Source organism: Desulfurobacterium pacificum, assembly GCF_900182835.1.
Classification (GTDB): Bacteria; Aquificota; Aquificia; order Desulfurobacteriales; family Desulfurobacteriaceae; genus Desulfurobacterium_B; species Desulfurobacterium_B pacificum.
Map to the genome: position 1 here is coordinate 62,570 of NZ_FXUB01000001.1, position 15,254 is coordinate 77,823.

Sequence of the window (15,254 nt, forward strand, 5' to 3'; positions counted from 1 at the left end):
CTATGTTTAGAAATAGCTACCCATTCCAAAGTGCCATTCAGAAGAACTTTCTCCTGGACGTCTGTCAAGTTTCCATCCAAGGTCAAGTCTGATTGGACCCATAGGTGTTAGTACTCTTAGTCCAACACCTGCAGATTTTCTCATGTCTCCTAATTCATATCTATCCCACCAGCCGCCGCCTACGTCAACGAAAGCTATAAGACGAAGCATTTTGGTTACATCGTAGCCAACCTGGAAGTTGAACACCAATTCTCTGTTCGCACCTTCAGGGTCACCGTTTGAATCTTTTGGTCCTGCTTCACCCCAGCGGAAACCTCTAACTGTGTTATCTCCTCCAACGTAGAATCTGTAATCAAGAGGCAAGGAAGAGGTGCTACCGAAAGCGTCAGCGTATCCTATCTTGGCGTGGAAAGATGCTACAAAAGGTAGTTCAATGTCTATTGGTAAATCGTTAAGGTTGAAGTAGTAAGCGTAGTCTCCTACTAACTTGTAGAAATCTTCATCTCCACCGAACACGCTTGAAGCAAGCTGAGTTGTTAGCCTGTAGTATTCTCCTTTATGAGGAAGGAATCTGTTGTCTCTAACATCTTTAGAGATGAAGAATGTAGTCATACCTATTGTTCTACTTCCATATTCTTCTTTTATCAGGTCAGATGCATCTTCTGCTATATCTGTTACTTTATCTCTTTCAATCAGGTATCCTAATCCAATGTGCCAGTCTTCCCAGATTCTTCTTGTTACCATTACTGAGAAACCTGTTTTCTTACTCGTGTATGTGAAATACTCGTTTCTTCTGTTGTAGAGGGCAAAAGATAGTGTTTGAGGTTTATCTAACCACCATCTGTGGCTGTAGTTAAGGTCAAAGTAGAAAACTTTTGAACCTGCTTGGAGAGATATAGCGCCGGAATCTCCTGTTCCGAAGATGTTTCCCTTGGAAACGCTAACCATTCCAACCAACTTTGAAACGGAACTGTATCCTGCACCGATGGAGAACATTCCTGTCAAGCGTTCTTTTAAGTTGACGTTTACATCAACTTTGTCTTTGCCTACAACTTTTGGTTTAACATCAACATTTTCAAAGTATCCTGTGTTGAACAGTCTCCTTATAGACCTTTCAAGTCTTACTGTATTGAAAATACCTGTTTCGTAAAGGTCTAATTCTCTTCTTACTGTTCTATCTCTTGTTGCTACGTTTCCGTGAATGTTTATCCATCTGACGTATGCTCTGTTGCCTTCGTAAATATGGAAAATAACGTCTGCTGTGTGGGTTTTTGGATGAACTTTTATTTCTGGAACTACGTTGGCGAAGATAAAACCTAATTCTCCGTACTTTCTTATGATTTTTCTAACCAGTTTATCAACTAATTTTTGGTTGAACGTTCTGCCTGGACGAATCTTTTTTGATAATTTAAGGAGGTCTTTTGAAGAGAAGAGTTTGTTGCCTTCAAAGATGATTTTGCCAAACTTGTACTTTTCGCCTTCGTTAATTATTCTGTAAATGACTTTGTAGCAGTTTCCTTGTTCTTTTATTACTTCTGGTTGGGCTACTTCTACGTCAAGGTAACCTTTTTCCTGATAGAGTTTTTTGATGTTTTCAACGTCTTGGGATAGGTTTTCTTCTGATAGGGGAGCGCTGAAGCGGAGGTGGAGGATGGATTTTTCTTTTGTAGCTAAGACGCTTTTTATATCTTTGGAGGAAACGTGTTTGTTGCCTTCAATCTCTATGTCGCAGACGTTGGCTTTTTGCCCTTCTTGAATTATGAAAGTTACAACAGCTTTGGTAGGAGAAATTCTATCTATTGTGTAAGCGACTCGTGTTCCTGGGTATCCTTTCTCTGCGTATATTTGTTGAATTTTAAGTTTTAGCTCATCTAAGAATTTGTAGTCTAAAGGTTTCTGGATTTTTTTACTTTCACCTTCCTCTTCTTCGCTTTTTGTTAGTCCTAATTCCTCTTTTAATCTTTGAGAAGATATGTGGCTGTTACCTTTGAATACTATGTCTGCAATTATTGGTTTCTCTTTGACGAAATATCTCAGGATTAATCCTTTTTTCCCTTTTTCAACGTCAACGGAGATGTTCTCAAAATATCCTAACTTGAATAAAGTTTTTATGTCTTTAGCTACCAATTCTGGAGAATAAGGTTTACCTGGTTTTTCCGATATGTAATAAAGAATTGTGCTTTTAGGTACAGATTCGTTACCTATAACTTCAACTTTTTCTACTATGCCCTTATAGTTATCAGCAAGTGATAGGCTCGTGAAGGAAAAGAGAAGAGCTATTATCAGGAAAACCTTTTTCACAGTCAGCCTCCGCATTGTTGTGTTTTGGAATAATAGCATAACTATTTAGGTAGGTATATTTTAAAGCACGTTCCTTTCCCTTCTTCACTTTCAACTTCCACTTTCCCGTTTAGCCTTTCGGTAGCTAACTTTACTATGGAGAGTCCGAGTCCTGTTCCACCTAACTTTCTGGAGCGTGAACGTTCTACTCGGTAGAACCTTTCAAATATGAATGGGATGTGAGATTTTGGAATTCCTATTCCTGTATCGCATACAGATATTTCTACTTCATTTTTTAGTTCTTTAAAAGTTACTGTAACTTTCCCTCCTTCTTTGTTGTACTTAATGGCGTTGTCTATGAGGTTTTTCATGATGGCATGAATCATCTTTTCATCTGTTTTAATTTTTACATTTTCTGGTATATCTACTTCTATCTTTACGTTTTTTGATTGTGCGATTTCGGAAAGGTCGGAGACTAACTTTTGAATAAACGCTTTAAATTGGATCTCTTTTAAGTTTACCTGGAACCCGACGCTTTCTAACATAGATAACGTTATCAAGTCTTCAATTAGTTGTTCCATGTATTTAACTCTTTCCATAGCTTTGTTCACAAATTTTTGAGCTATCTCTCTGTCTTTACACTCTTCTTCTAAGGTTTCTAACGATAGCTTCATGGCAGCTAAAGGTGTTTTAAGTTCATGTGATACGTTAGCTATAAAATCTTTTTTCAAGTTTTCATACTTTTTCATTGTAGTTAGGTCTATTAGGAGAAGCACCTTTTCATCCATGTCTGAACCGAAGATTATCTGTACGTATCTGTCTCCAATTTTCTTCTCCTGCCAGGCACGGTAGTTTTCGTTAAAGCTTTCGTTAATCATTGTTATAACGTCAAAGTTTTTGATTGCTTGGTAGAAATATTTACCTTCATCTTTTGGTGATATACCTAAAAGTTCTCTGGCAAATCGGTTGGTGAAGATGATTCTTCCGTAAGGGTCCATAATTACTATGCCTTCTTTTATTAGACTCAAGGCTCTTGAAAGAAGTTTAATTTCATCGTGGCTGCTATTCGTTTTCCTTCTTTCTTTTCTGTGTTGTTCTCTCAGTGATTCAATAAGTTTTTCTCTTTTCTTTCTTTCAGAGGCTGCCACCCATACAGATATAAAACAGGTGACAGCTAAGAGTATTATTATTGAAATAACTATCGGGTTCATCAGCTTTTTCTCCGATAAGGGCTAAATAAATTATAACTTGGTAAAATGGATAAAGTAACTATTTCAGGGGGAGTTTTATGAAAAATAAAGAGCTTGCGGCGATTTTTGAAAAATGGGCTGATATTTTGGAGTTTATGGGAGACAACCCTTATCATATAAGGGCTTATAGGAATGCTGCTCGTTTGATAAACGACCTATCAGAAGATATTGAGGTTTTAGCTAAAGAAGGAAAACTTTCTAAACTTCCTGGTATAGGTCAAAGGCTTCAGGCGAAGATTTTAGAGTTTTTGAAAACAGGGAAGATTGAGGAGTTTGAGAAGTTAAAAGATAAAGTTCCAGACACAATATTTACGCTTCTTGATATTCCAGGCGTTGGTCCTAAAACGGTTAAGCTTCTTTATGAAGAGTTAGGCATAAGGAGCGTTGAGGACTTAAAAAGGGCAATAGAGAAGGGAGGACTCTTAAAGTTGCCTGGATTTGGTCCAAAAAGGGTGGAGAAGATTAAAAAAGGGATAGAGCTTCTTGAGAAGTCTGGAGGAAGAATATTGTTAGGTGTTGCTGTGTTTATTGCAGATAGGATTATTGAGCAGCTGAAAAGCCACTCTGCTGTTGAGAGAATTTCTGTTTGCGGTTCTACGAGGAGAATGAAAGAAACTGTTGGAGATATAGATATTTTGGCTACGGGAAGAAACCTTGAGATAATAGAAGCTTTCGTTAGTTTACCGAACGTTAAAGAGGTACTTTGGAAGGGGACGAAAAAGGCAACCATTATAGTTGAAGAGGGAGAACAGGTTGATTTAAGAGTAATAGAGCCAGATTCTTATGGTGCTGCTCTTCAGTATTTTACAGGTTCTAAGGCTCACAATATACACTTGAGGACTATATGTGTGAAGAAAGGTTTGAAGCTTAACGAGTATGGCTTGTTTAGAGGGGAGGAGAGAATTGCTGGGAAAACAGAGGAGGAAATTTACGAAGCTTTGGGTATGGATACTCCACCACCTGAGATTAGGGAAGATACAGGCGAAATAGAGGCAGCACTTGAACATAGACTTCCTAAGCTTATAGGTTATGGTGAAGTGAGGGGGGATTTGCATATCCACTCTCGCTGGAGTGATGGAGCGTCTACGATTGAGGAGATAGCAAAAAGAGCTATTGAGATGGGATATGAGTATGTGGGAATAAGTGACCATTCAAAGTCTTTAAAGGTAGCTAACGGGCTTTCGGAAGAAGATGTGTTAAGGAGAAATTATGAGATAGATAAGTTGAACGAGAAGTTTGCAGGAAAAATAAGGATTCTTAAAGGTATGGAGGTGGATATTCTGCCGGATGGTTCTTTGGATTACGATGATGAGCTTTTGAAGGAGCTTGATTTCGTTATAGCTGCTGTTCATTCAAGGTTTTCTCAGGATAATACCGAAAGGATAATTAAGGCAATGGAAAATCCTTACGTGACGATAATAGCTCACCCAACAGGTAGGGTAATAGGGCAGAGGGAGGGTTATCCTGTTGATATAGAAAAAGTTATGGATAAAGCTGTTGAGACGGGAACAGCGTTAGAAGTTAATTCCTACTATAACAGGCTTGATTTAAATGCAGCGCACTGCAGAATGGCGGTTAGGAAGGGGGTTAAGTTGGCGATTAATACCGATTCTCACCACGTTGACCATATGTGGATGGTAAAGTTGGGGGTTGGAACGGCGAGGAGAGGTTGGGTTGAGAGGAAGGATGTTGTGAATGCTTGGGGGGTGGGGGATTTTCTTGCTTTTGTAAATAAGAAAAGAAGTGTATGAGAAAATTTCCTTGTTTTTGAATGTTGGAGGTATTAATATATGTTCAGAGTTTAGGAGGATTAAATGCCAACTATACCTATTGAATTATATGAACTTTTTGAGAGAAAGCTTGGAAAAGAAGAAGCAAAAGAGGCAATAAAACTTATAGAAGAGGTATTTGAAGCAGTTGAAGAGAAGGCTAAAGAGCAGAAATCGGTAGTAAAGGCTGAATTAAGGGATGAACTTAGGAAAGAACTTGCGACTAAAGAAGATATTTCTTTGGTTGGACGAGAGATTGAATTGGTTAGACAGGAACTTGAAACTACAAGACAGGAACTGAAAGATGAAATAAAGACTTTGGAAGAAAGAATAAAAAGATGGTTAGTGATACTTGGTTTTTTGATAGTTATAACAAATCAGAATACCGTTTTATTTCTATTAAAACTTATTGGTGTTTTAAAATGAAGTTTTTAGTTGCTATTTAATATAGAGCGAGCTGCTGCAGAGATTGTTAGAGGGTCTTCTCCTTCTAACAGGTATTTCATGTATCCTACAAATGCGACCATGGCACCGTTGTCGGACGTGTATTTGATATCTGGAATAAAAACTTTTTTACCTTTTTCTTTTAATTTTAAGAGTTCTTCTCTCAAAAGGGAGTTTGCTGAGACTCCTCCAGATACTGCTATTGCCTCAGCCTTATAGTAATCAATGGCTTTCTTGAGTTTACCTAACAGGTATTCTATTGCCGTTTTCTGAAACGATGCTGCCAACTGTTCTTTGGGATAACCTTTCTCTATAAGTCTTTTGACAGCAGATTTTAGCCCGCTGAAACTATAATTAAATCCTTCTACTTTGGGTTTCGGAAGTTGGACGTATTCGCCGAAATAGTTTTTGTAAATGTTATCTATTACAGGTCCTCCGGGATATCCTAAATCTAACATTTGAGCTACTTTGTCGTAAGCTTCTCCTACGGCATCGTCTAACGTTTTGCCTATAAGTGTGTATTTAAAAGGATGTTCTACTAAAAACATTAACGTGTGCCCTCCGCTTACGACGAGGGCGAGGAATTTATCCGGTATTTCCTTTCTTTTTTCTATGAAAGGGGAGTAGATGTGTGCTTCTATGTGGTGAACTGCTTTAAAGGGAAGGGAAAGGCAGTAGGAAAGTCCCTTCCCGAAGGTTAGTCCAACTAAAAGGGCAGGTAGAAGTCCCGGTGTTCTTGTTACAGTGATAAGGTCTAAATCTTTTGTTTCTATACCTGCAATTTGTAGTGATTCCTGAAAAACTAAATCTATGTTCTCTGCGTGTTTTCTTGCAGCAATTTCTGGGACTATACCACCAAATGGTTGATGAAACTCGTGCTGAGAAGAAACTACGTTTGAGAGTACTCTATCTTTCTCTCCGTCGTAGACGGCAATTGACGTATCGTCGCAGGATGTATCTATCCCTAAAACTTTCATTTTTGCTCCTTCTTCAGGATAATGACTTCGTTTCTAATAGTTTTTACAAACGTGTTGAAAAGGTCTCTTAAATCCATGTATTCTTCAGCGGGAATTACGTGCTTGTTGAGAATTAGCTCTAAGTGCATGTTTAGGGTTTGCGGTTTGATTTTCCATTTCAAACTCATAAATCCTACTCTGTTTTTGAACGTGAAATCTTCAGGTTTTAGGTAAAGCTTGTATCCTGCTGGAATTTCAATGTTAGCTTCTATCTCTTTAGACATTTTGTAACCAACAACGTAGGGGTATTTTCTCTTCTTTTCTGCAACTAAGGATACTAAACGAGAAAATGAAGGAATGGGTAGTTTGGCAAGTAGAAAATGAGAGGTTAACGTTGCGTATTCGTTATCGTAACCTTTTATGGAAATTGTTATATCGGGAATGTCAAGGTTTTTGAAATCGGAAAGATGATACTCCACTACATTAAATCCTGGAGAAATTGAGGAAGCCAAGTTTTCAACGTGCCTTTTTATGTCCTGCTTTGTTGCTGTTATGAGTCTTGCTCTTTCAAACATACTGTAAACGCCTTTGTATATGAAAGAAAAGGTGCCTTCTAATTTCCCGGAGGAGTTTAAAGAGAAGTTTCCTTTAAAATGTTCTACGTTTACTGAAGGCGGTGCAACGGGGGTTTCTTCCAAATAACCTTTCTCTTTTTCAACGTCAATCATTAAAACGTTTCTTCCCTGGTCTCCAGGAGGTAAATATCCGAACGGAACGAAATCGGAAGTGGTATCCATATAAACTATTTTTCCATTTAGTTTAACTGCCGCTATTTCGTGGTCAAAAGCGGTGGGCATTGGTAGGTTTTTATCCATATTTGCCTTGTCTGACGTTGGTATTAATACGGGATAACCTTTAATTCCTGCTGCTTTAAGCATTGCAACTAAAAGTGTTGCGTGGTCTTTACAATCTCCGTATCTGTTCTTTAATATTTCGGAAGCTTTGTGTGGTTTATAGCCGTTGATTCCGAATTCCATTCCTACGTATCTGATATTCTGGGAAACGAAGTCGTAGATAGCTTGTATCTTTTCTCTTTTCGTTTTCTTATCTGCTGTTAATTTTGCTACTAATTCTTTAATTGTTTTATCCGGTTTTATGGCATCTTTTGCAAGTTCTGAATACCACTTTGCAACTTGCTGCCAGCTTTTAAGAGATGTTATAGAAATCTTTTTGGCTATTTCTCCTATTGGTGGCATTGAGGGTTCAGTTTCTATTGGCGGAACGTTGGTAAGTTTCCAGGAAAGTACTTTGAAGTTCTTTTCTTCTTTTATTTGTGGTGTGGCTTCTTCTTTATTCATGTTGTAACACTTGTATTTGAAGTATTTTCCTTTTGGTATGTAGGCTGTAAATGTTGCTTCTTTAACGGGATATTCTCCCTGAAAGTAATTTGTAGTCCAGAATTCGTTTTTCATGTAAGGCTTGAAGGTTTCAACTTCGTAAGCGTATTTAATGATTGAACCGGGAGCAACTGCTGGCATTGAGATTGTTTGGTACTTTAAGTCTGAGTATATAGGAGCTTCAGATACGAACGGTGGATAGACTACGTTATAGGCTTTTTTACTTGGGTAGATTTTTCTGCCGTCTGGGGTTACGGTGTAGGCGTAGAGGATTTTTACTTTTTGGTGTTCTGTTGAAAAAGGAATTACTACTTCGCCAAAGTCTTTGATTCCTCTTTTTCCAGTAATTTTTACTGCCATTTCTTCTTTAAAAATTTTTCTGCCATCTTTGAAGAACTTTACTGATGAGTGGTCGTAAAGAATTACTGCGCCGTAGTTTTCGGCTAATGCCGATAAGGGAATTAAGAGAATTAGCAGGATAGCGGTTAGAAGCTGTTTTGTTTTTTTCATTTTTCACCTCCTTTTGCGGTGTAGGAAAAGTTTATCAAAAGAGTTTGGTGGGAAAATGCTAAAGTAAAATGCAAGTGCATAATGTAGATATATGCAAAAAAAAAACATACAATAATACTTGCTAATAACAAGAATGAGGGAGGAAAGATGAAATTGGCAGTTGTTGTGGGAACTAATGAAGTAAAAAGAATGCGCAGCGCTCTTAAATTTGTTAATGCAGCTGTAACTGATAGTGAGGTAAAACTATTTATTTTAGGGGAGTGTTTTAAGGATAAAATTCTTGATGTGGAGGAGCTTCACTTAAAGGAAGCGATAGAGAGTTTTCTGGAAAGAGGAGGAAAGATATATACCTGTGGTACGTGCATAGTTGTTAAAAAATTTATTAAAGACGGGGAGGAGGGAGTTTGTCCTCTTTCTACGATGGAAGATTTATACGAAATAATCAAATGGGCTGATAAGGTTATTTATTTTTAAGTTTGTTATTATTGCTGGAAAGTTTCCTTGAAGGCAATTATAATCCTTCTGTGTCAAATTTTTCCTTTGGAGAAGCTTTATGGCTTTAATTAAACTTGAAAACGTTAGGAAGGTTTTTAAGCAGGGAGAGCTTGAAACAGAAGTGCTTAAAGGGATAACTCTTGAGATAGAAAGAGGTGAGTTTGTAGCTATAATGGGACCTTCGGGTTCTGGAAAGTCAACGCTGATGTATATTTTGGGTTGTCTTGATAAGCCTACTTCTGGAAAGTACTACCTTGATGGTAAGGATGTTCTCAGAATGACTGATGATGAACTTTCAAGGTTAAGAAGTAGGTACATAGGCTTTATTTTTCAGGCTTTTTATTTAATTCCTTATTTGAGCGTTATAGATAACGTTCTTCTTCCTACTGAATATCTTGATTCTAAAACTAAAAAGGAACTTTTTAGGGGAGTTTCGCCGAAAGAAAGAGCCATTCAGCTTCTTGAAAGACTCGGCATGAAAGAAAGAATGGATTACAAACCGGAGCAACTTTCAGGAGGTCAGAAGCAGAGAACTGCTATTGCAAGAGCTTTGATGAATTCTCCGGAAATTATTCTCGCTGATGAGCCTACGGGGCAGCTTGATAGTGCTTCAGGAAAGGCTGTTATGGAGACGTTTAAGGAGTTAAATGAGGAAGGAAAAACAGTGATAGTTGTTACTCATGACCCAAATGTGGCTTCTTACGCTAAAAGGGTTATAGAAATTGTTGATGGAAAAGTGAAGGTATGAGCGGGATTTTTCTGAAAGACCTTTTAGCTTCTCTTATACACGGTAAATTGAGGACGGTTTTTGCTGTTTTAGGAATAGTATTTGGGGTTTCTTCGTTAGTTTTAATCGTTTCGGCGATTAAGGGAAGTACTCTTCAGGCGAGGAAGGTTATAGAGAGGCTTGGTCCCGATTCTGTTTTAATAGTTTCTGGGGCTATAGGGAAAGGTCCGAGAGGGAGAACGAGAAATCTTTCTCTTGATGATGTGAGAGATATTTCTAAGCTTGAAGGTATATATGCTTTGACTTACGGCATTGTAAAGCCAATGATGATTTCCAATACTAAAACGTCTAAGTTTTCTGCTGTTTTTGGAGTAGGAAAAAATTGGCTGAAATCGTGGGATTATAGGGTGGAGATGGGGAGGGGATTTTCTCCTGATGACTTTAAAAATATGAAGAAAGTTGCCGTTGTCGGTCACGATGTTAGTGATTTTCTCTATCCTAACGAAAATCCTATAGGGAAAATAGTTCTTATAGGAAAAGTTCCTTTTAGAATTATAGGGGTTTACAAGAAGAAAGGAAAAACGCCGAACGGTCATAATTTAGATAATAGAGTTTTTATATCCTATGACTTGTTTGACAGAGTGGTAGATAAAACCTACGGAAAGGTTTCTGTTATCAGGTTTAGAGTTGTTGATATTAACCGTTATCAGCAAATTCTTAAAGAGACTAAGCAGATACTTTTGAAGAGACATAGAAAGGATGAGTTTACGATAATTACGCCGGTTGTGGTTAAGAAATTTCTCTCTATGATGTCGGCTACTTTTGCCTTGTTTTTGGGGATAGCTTCTACAACAGCTTTGGTTGTTGGTGGATTCGTTCTTTCTTCAATCTTTTATATAAACGTTAAAGTTAGAGAGTGGGAAATAGGTTTGAGGAGGGCTTTGGGGGCTACTAAAAGGGCGGTTTTGTGGAGGATTTTGTCAGAAAGTATAGTGATTGCCATTATTTCGGTGATTTTGGGTACTTTTGTGGGTTTTGCTTCTGTAAAGTATGTTTTGCCAGCCCTTAAAATTCCTGTTGTTTATCCTGTAGAGGCGTTTTTTATTGCAGCTTTCTTTTCTCTTCTTGTATGTATGCTGGCAGCGTATTTTCCATCCAAGAAGGCAGCGGAGCTTGACCCTATAACTTCTTTGAGGAGAAAGGTTTAATGAACGTTAATGCCCTTTTCTCCTACTTTAGGGAGAACAAGAAAAGAATGGTTCTTTCCGTTATAGGAGTTGCTATTGGTGTTTTTGCCTTAACGCTGATGACCGGCATAACAGGAGCAATGAAGAGAAGTATATCTAAGGCGTTGGGGAGTATGGGGGCTAACCTGATAGTTGTTATACCAGGAGAGGTAAAAAATTTTGGAGGTAGAACGTTACAGTTATCCTTTTATCCGACTCTTACGTTGAAAGATGCGAAAGCAATAAAAGAAAAATGTCCATCGGTCAGGGACGTTGCGCCGTATAAATTGGTTAATCCTAATGTTCATTATGGGGGAAAGTCTATCTCTTCTGATGTTGTAGGAACTACGCCGTCTTATGAGATAGTTACCGACTTTCATCCTTTTTGTGGAAGATTTATAACGCAAGATGATGTGGAAAATATTTCTCAGGTTGCAGTAATCGGTTATGAAGTTGCTAAAGAGCTTTATGGGGAAACGTGTCCGGTAGGAAAGACGGTTTATCTCTACAATGCTCCTTATAAAATTGTAGGAGTGATGGAAAAGAGAGGAACGGACTTAAGCGGAGAAGACTTGGATACGAGGATTTTTATTCCTATAACTTCTGCTGTTAAAAGGATTTCAAACGTTGACTATATTGATGGAATTTACGTTCTTTCTGTTTCTCCTTCTATGGTGAGAGAAACTATAAAAGAGGTTAAGACGCTTTTGCTAAAAAGGCACGGAAAGAAAGATTTTACAGTTGATAGATACGAGGATGTTGTTAATACAAAAAAACAGGCATTGGCTATATTTTCTAAGCTTTCAATAATTGTAGCCACTATATCTTTTGGTGTTGGTGCTTTAGGAATATTGGCTGTAATGACGCTTTCTGTTTACGAGAGGCTTATAGAAATAGGTGTAAGGAGGGCTTTTGGAGCTTCAAAGAAGCATATTCTTGTTCAATTTCTAATTGAGTCAATCATTCTCTCTTTTTCGGGTGCTATTCCTGGAATAGCTTTAGCTATTTTACTGGTTTTGCTGGTTTCTAAAGTAGCAGGTTGGGTTGCTTATATTCCTATTGATGGTGCAGTAATTTCTTTTTCGCTGTCGTTGGTTATCGGTTTAGTGGCTGGAGTTTATCCGGCTTTGAGAGCTACATCTTTTGACCCGAAGGAGATTTTGAAGGAAGAGTAGTTTAATCTAATAGTTTCTTTGCTCTCTCAATTACTTGTTCTGCAACATTTTTGGGTATTCCAATGCTTTTCAGTTCTTCTACTGTGGCGTTGGCTATTTCTTTGGGGTTAGGGTAGAACTTTTCAAGGATTTTCCTGCGTTTTACGCCTAATCCTTTGATATCGTCAAAAATGCTTGTGAGCATTAGTTTTTCTCTGACTTTTCTGTTGAAAGTTACAGCAAATCTGTGGGCTTCGTCGCGAAGATTCGTGAAAAATCTGTAAAGGTGGGGATATTTCTTAGTTTCTACAACTTCTCCGTCGTCTGTGTAAACGATTTCTTCTTTTTTGGCTATGGAAAAAACTCTGAAGTCAAGCCCTAGAGAATCTCTTACTTTCAATGCAACGTTGAGCTGTCCTATACCACCATCGATGAGAGCTAAAGAAGGTTTTTTCACTTCTCCTTTTTTTATTCTTTTAAATCTACGGGTTAAAACTTCTTCTAATGAAGCGTAGTCGTTAACGCCTTTTACTGTTTTTACTTTGTATCTGCGGTAGTCGTTTTTGACGAACTTTCCGTTTTCCCAAACTATGCAAGAGCCTACTGTTCCTGTGCCTTGAAGCGTGGATATGTCAAAAACTTCTACTCTTTCAGGAAAGGAGTCTAAAAAAACTTTTTCGTATTCCCGTTTTAGTTCGTTTAACTTGAAAGAGATTCTTGGAGTAGTGGCTTTGTTCTTTTTTATGAAAGATTCTATTCCCTCTGGGATTGGTTCTGTTTTAAGGTAAGGAAGTAGCGAGGAGAAGTTTGAGAGGACTGGATGGGAAGGCGGTTCCTCATATGTGTTTTTTAGCCAAATGCTTCCTACAACGTTACAGTTTAACTTTGCCTCTTTAAGAGCGAATAACTCTTTTAAGAGATTTTCATCCCATACATCAATGGGGTCAAAAGTAAAGGTTTCTTTTCCGTAAACTATGCCGTTTCTAACGGTTAACTTAATTCCTGTGAAGAGACCGTTTTTTTCTTCTAAGTAAAATACATCACAATTAGGATAATCGTTAAAAAATGCGCTTCCTCTTTCGTAGATGTCCTTTAATGAAAGCAACTGGTCGCGTAAAATGGCAGCCCTTTCAAACTCTAAATTTTCGGCTGCTTTTTCAATACTTTTGTACAGTTCATTTATGTAACTTTTAACGTTGCCAGAAAGAAAAGAGAGAGCACCTTTTACCTGAAGCGCGTAATCTTTAGCCGAAACGTATCCTGCACACGGAGCGGTACATCTGTCTATGTAGTACTGAAGGCAGGGTTTATCTCTTTTAACCAATTCCTTGCACTTTCTAATCTTAAATACCTTGTGTATAACTTCCTTAACGTGCCTTGCGTTTTTTGCGGGGATAAAAGGTCCGAACCTTTTGCCAGAGGTTTCGTTTTTTTTCCTCACTATTTTAACTGTTGGATATTTTTCGTCCGTTATTAGAATATAAGGATAGCTTTTGTCGTCTTTTAAAAGGACGTTAAACTTGGGTAGATACTTTTTGATTAGTTCAGCCTCTAATATCAGTGCTTCTCTTTCACTTTTTACCACTATGTATTCAAAGTCTGCGGCAGTTTTTACGATTCTGTAACTTTTATCGTTAGGATTTGTGGCGTTAAAGTGATTGGTCAGGCGGTTTTTTAAAGACTTCGCTTTGCCTACATATATAACGTTTCCTTTGACGTCTTTAAACAGGTAAACGCCTGGAGCGTCGGGGACTAATTCAAGCTTATCTCTCATTTTCATAAAAAACTGCGTTAGAAGTTGGAGTTTCCTGTATCGCTACTTTTTGGCACTTTACGTTTAAAGGTTTAACGTTTTCTCTAACGAAGAAGTAGAAAAACCTTGCTAAATTTTCGCTCGTTGGGGAGCAGTTTATAAAGGCTAGACCTTCTAAAATTCTTGCGTAGAAATCTTCAATGATAGAGTTGTCTTTTGTTTTAACTGTGAAGAAAGTGAAGTAATTTAGTCTTTTTAGCTCTTTGAAGTTAACCTTTTTAAAGTCTTCAACGTTTAACTTGAAATTTTCGTCAACGAAAGCTACTTTAACTTCTGCTGATTTAATCTCTTCAGGTAGGGAAAGAGTGTCTTCCTTTAAAATGCCTAACTTGTTTAAGAACAGTTTAAGCGCTGGGTCGTCTGCTCCTAAAATAAGTTTGTGGTCAACGAAGTTATCTATAAACTCCTTCAGCCACCATAAGTGACCGAAGTCTGTAACCATCTGAGCGTTATCTAAATTTTCCGAACTTAAATAGACTGTTAGTTTGTAGTTGTGCCCGTGGCCGGGAAGTCTTCTACACTTGGGATATGTGTTTTTAGCCCACCTTTTATCTAACTTTTGAGAGTGAACAGAGTGAGCTGCGGAGAACTCAAAAGACTTTGAAATTTCATACATTTTCTTCCTCTTCTGGATGAAAGTTTACGAATGTTACGAGCGTAGTTCCGTAGCCCCGCCTTTCTACTATCCACTTTTCATCTTCTGGTAAAAACGGGTGTTTTTTCGGTTCTTCTAAAATCAGCAGTCCGTCCCTATCAAGAAGTCCAAGGTTTTTAACCATATTTACTATGCGTGTGTAAAACCCCTTTTCGTAAGGTGGGTCTGCGTATATAAAATCAAATACCATTCCCCTTTTTGCCAGCTTTTTGAGAGCTTTAACGTAGTCATCACAGATTACTTCATATCTATCTTTTTCAATGCCTAACTTTTTAAGGTTTTCTTTTATCAGGTTGCAGAATCTTTTATCGTTTTCTACAAAAATTACTTTACCGGCACCTCTGCTGAGAGCTTCTATACCGACATTTCCGCTTCCTGCAAAAAGGTCTAAAAACGTTGTTCCTTCAAGGTAATTGTTCAGTATGGAAAATACAGATTCTTTAACTCTGTCAGTTGTTGGTCTTAAAAGTTTTGTGTCGTCTCTTTTTGGTAGCGTTTTTATCCTTTTACCTTTAAGTTTTCCACCTATAATTCTCATGCTCTTTCCTTTAAAGAGGATTAAATTTTGCTTGAGTTTA

The 15,254-nt window shown here is 37.8% G+C and carries 13 protein-coding genes; 6 read left to right on the top strand and 7 right to left on the bottom strand.

Annotated elements, in window-relative coordinates:
* Window positions 1-6 precede the first annotated feature (6 nt).
* Window positions 7-2,301, bottom strand: a complete 2,295-nt coding sequence (gene bamA / locus QOL23_RS00315; protein ID WP_283399581.1) for an outer membrane protein assembly factor BamA — start codon at window positions 2,299-2,301, stop codon at window positions 7-9.
* A 41-nt stretch (window positions 2,302-2,342) separates the two neighbouring features.
* On the bottom strand, window positions 2,343-3,491 hold the full coding sequence (locus QOL23_RS00320; protein WP_283399582.1) for a sensor histidine kinase: 1,149 nt from the start codon (window positions 3,489-3,491) through the stop codon (window positions 2,343-2,345).
* Between the two features lie 77 nt (window positions 3,492-3,568).
* Between QOL23_RS00320 and polX the strand changes: the two genes are divergently transcribed.
* Together polX and QOL23_RS00330 are read left to right on the top strand one after the other, a co-directional pair.
* The gene (gene polX / locus QOL23_RS00325; protein WP_283399583.1) at window positions 3,569-5,281 is read left to right on the top strand and encodes a DNA polymerase/3'-5' exonuclease PolX; all 1,713 of its coding nucleotides are present in this window, start codon (window positions 3,569-3,571) and stop codon (window positions 5,279-5,281) included.
* A gap of 63 nt (window positions 5,282-5,344) precedes the next feature.
* On the top strand, window positions 5,345-5,725 hold the full coding sequence (locus QOL23_RS00330; RefSeq protein WP_283399584.1) for a hypothetical protein: 381 nt from the start codon (window positions 5,345-5,347) through the stop codon (window positions 5,723-5,725).
* A gap of 5 nt (window positions 5,726-5,730) precedes the next feature.
* On the opposite strand, the gene tsaD is transcribed toward QOL23_RS00330, so the two are convergent.
* Both tsaD and QOL23_RS00340 read right to left on the bottom strand, forming a co-directional pair.
* The gene (tsaD, locus tag QOL23_RS00335) at window positions 5,731-6,720 is read right to left on the bottom strand and encodes a tRNA (adenosine(37)-N6)-threonylcarbamoyltransferase complex transferase subunit TsaD (RefSeq protein WP_283399585.1); all 990 of its coding nucleotides are present in this window, start codon (window positions 6,718-6,720) and stop codon (window positions 5,731-5,733) included.
* Window positions 6,717-8,606, bottom strand: a complete 1,890-nt coding sequence (locus tag QOL23_RS00340) for a DUF3857 domain-containing protein (RefSeq protein WP_283399586.1) — start codon at window positions 8,604-8,606, stop codon at window positions 6,717-6,719. Before QOL23_RS00340 ends, tsaD begins: the two co-directional genes overlap by 4 nt.
* Before the next feature lie 147 nt (window positions 8,607-8,753).
* Between QOL23_RS00340 and QOL23_RS00345 the strand changes: the two genes are divergently transcribed.
* From QOL23_RS00345 to QOL23_RS00360, 4 genes are all read left to right on the top strand, one after another.
* On the top strand, window positions 8,754-9,080 hold the full coding sequence (locus QOL23_RS00345) for a DsrE family protein (protein WP_283399587.1): 327 nt from the start codon (window positions 8,754-8,756) through the stop codon (window positions 9,078-9,080).
* A gap of 79 nt (window positions 9,081-9,159) precedes the next feature.
* Window positions 9,160-9,849 carry an ABC transporter ATP-binding protein gene (locus tag QOL23_RS00350; protein WP_283399588.1) on the top strand — a complete coding sequence of 230 codons (690 nt, stop codon included), beginning with the start codon at window positions 9,160-9,162 and terminating at the stop codon, window positions 9,847-9,849.
* Entirely contained in the window at window positions 9,846-11,036 is a 1,191-nt protein-coding gene (locus QOL23_RS00355; RefSeq protein ID WP_283399589.1) for an ABC transporter permease, read from the top strand. The genes QOL23_RS00350 and QOL23_RS00355 overlap by 4 nt, the downstream gene beginning before the upstream one ends.
* Entirely contained in the window at window positions 11,036-12,229 is a 1,194-nt protein-coding gene (locus QOL23_RS00360) for an ABC transporter permease (protein ID WP_283399590.1), read from the top strand. The genes QOL23_RS00355 and QOL23_RS00360 overlap by 1 nt, the downstream gene beginning before the upstream one ends.
* Window position 12,230: 1 nt before the next feature.
* On the opposite strand, the gene uvrC is transcribed toward QOL23_RS00360, so the two are convergent.
* The 3 genes from uvrC to rsmD are packed head-to-tail and all read right to left on the bottom strand — an operon-like array spanning window position 12,231 to window position 15,214.
* Window positions 12,231-13,988 carry an excinuclease ABC subunit UvrC gene (uvrC, locus tag QOL23_RS00365; RefSeq protein ID WP_283399591.1) on the bottom strand — a complete coding sequence of 586 codons (1,758 nt, stop codon included), beginning with the start codon at window positions 13,986-13,988 and terminating at the stop codon, window positions 12,231-12,233.
* A complete protein-coding gene (locus QOL23_RS00370; protein ID WP_283399592.1) occupies window positions 13,972-14,637 on the bottom strand; it encodes a 6-carboxytetrahydropterin synthase in 666 nt (221 codons plus the stop codon). Before QOL23_RS00370 ends, uvrC begins: the two co-directional genes overlap by 17 nt.
* On the bottom strand, window positions 14,630-15,214 hold the full coding sequence (rsmD, locus tag QOL23_RS00375) for a 16S rRNA (guanine(966)-N(2))-methyltransferase RsmD (protein WP_283399593.1): 585 nt from the start codon (window positions 15,212-15,214) through the stop codon (window positions 14,630-14,632). Before rsmD ends, QOL23_RS00370 begins: the two co-directional genes overlap by 8 nt.
* Window positions 15,215-15,254: the final 40 nt, after the last annotated feature.

What these genes read in the sequence shown, in the direction of transcription:
- QOL23_RS00320 (WP_283399582.1), bottom strand. Translation starts at nt 3,491, where the DNA reads ATGAACCCGATAGTTATTTCAATAATAATACTCTTAGCTGTCACCTGT.
- polX (WP_283399583.1), top strand. Translation starts at nt 3,569, where the DNA reads ATGAAAAATAAAGAGCTTGCGGCGATTTTTGAAAAATGGGCTGATATT.
- QOL23_RS00330 (WP_283399584.1), top strand. Translation starts at nt 5,345, where the DNA reads ATGCCAACTATACCTATTGAATTATATGAACTTTTTGAGAGAAAGCTT.
- tsaD (WP_283399585.1), bottom strand. Translation starts at nt 6,720, where the DNA reads ATGAAAGTTTTAGGGATAGATACATCCTGCGACGATACGTCAATTGCC.
- QOL23_RS00340 (WP_283399586.1), bottom strand. Translation starts at nt 8,606, where the DNA reads ATGAAAAAAACAAAACAGCTTCTAACCGCTATCCTGCTAATTCTCTTA.
- QOL23_RS00345 (WP_283399587.1), top strand. Translation starts at nt 8,754, where the DNA reads ATGAAATTGGCAGTTGTTGTGGGAACTAATGAAGTAAAAAGAATGCGC.
- QOL23_RS00350 (WP_283399588.1), top strand. Translation starts at nt 9,160, where the DNA reads ATGGCTTTAATTAAACTTGAAAACGTTAGGAAGGTTTTTAAGCAGGGA.
- QOL23_RS00355 (WP_283399589.1), top strand. Translation starts at nt 9,846, where the DNA reads ATGAGCGGGATTTTTCTGAAAGACCTTTTAGCTTCTCTTATACACGGT.
- QOL23_RS00360 (WP_283399590.1), top strand. Translation starts at nt 11,036, where the DNA reads ATGAACGTTAATGCCCTTTTCTCCTACTTTAGGGAGAACAAGAAAAGA.
- uvrC (WP_283399591.1), bottom strand. Translation starts at nt 13,988, where the DNA reads ATGAAAATGAGAGATAAGCTTGAATTAGTCCCCGACGCTCCAGGCGTT.
- QOL23_RS00370 (WP_283399592.1), bottom strand. Translation starts at nt 14,637, where the DNA reads ATGTATGAAATTTCAAAGTCTTTTGAGTTCTCCGCAGCTCACTCTGTT.
- rsmD (WP_283399593.1), bottom strand. Translation starts at nt 15,214, where the DNA reads ATGAGAATTATAGGTGGAAAACTTAAAGGTAAAAGGATAAAAACGCTA.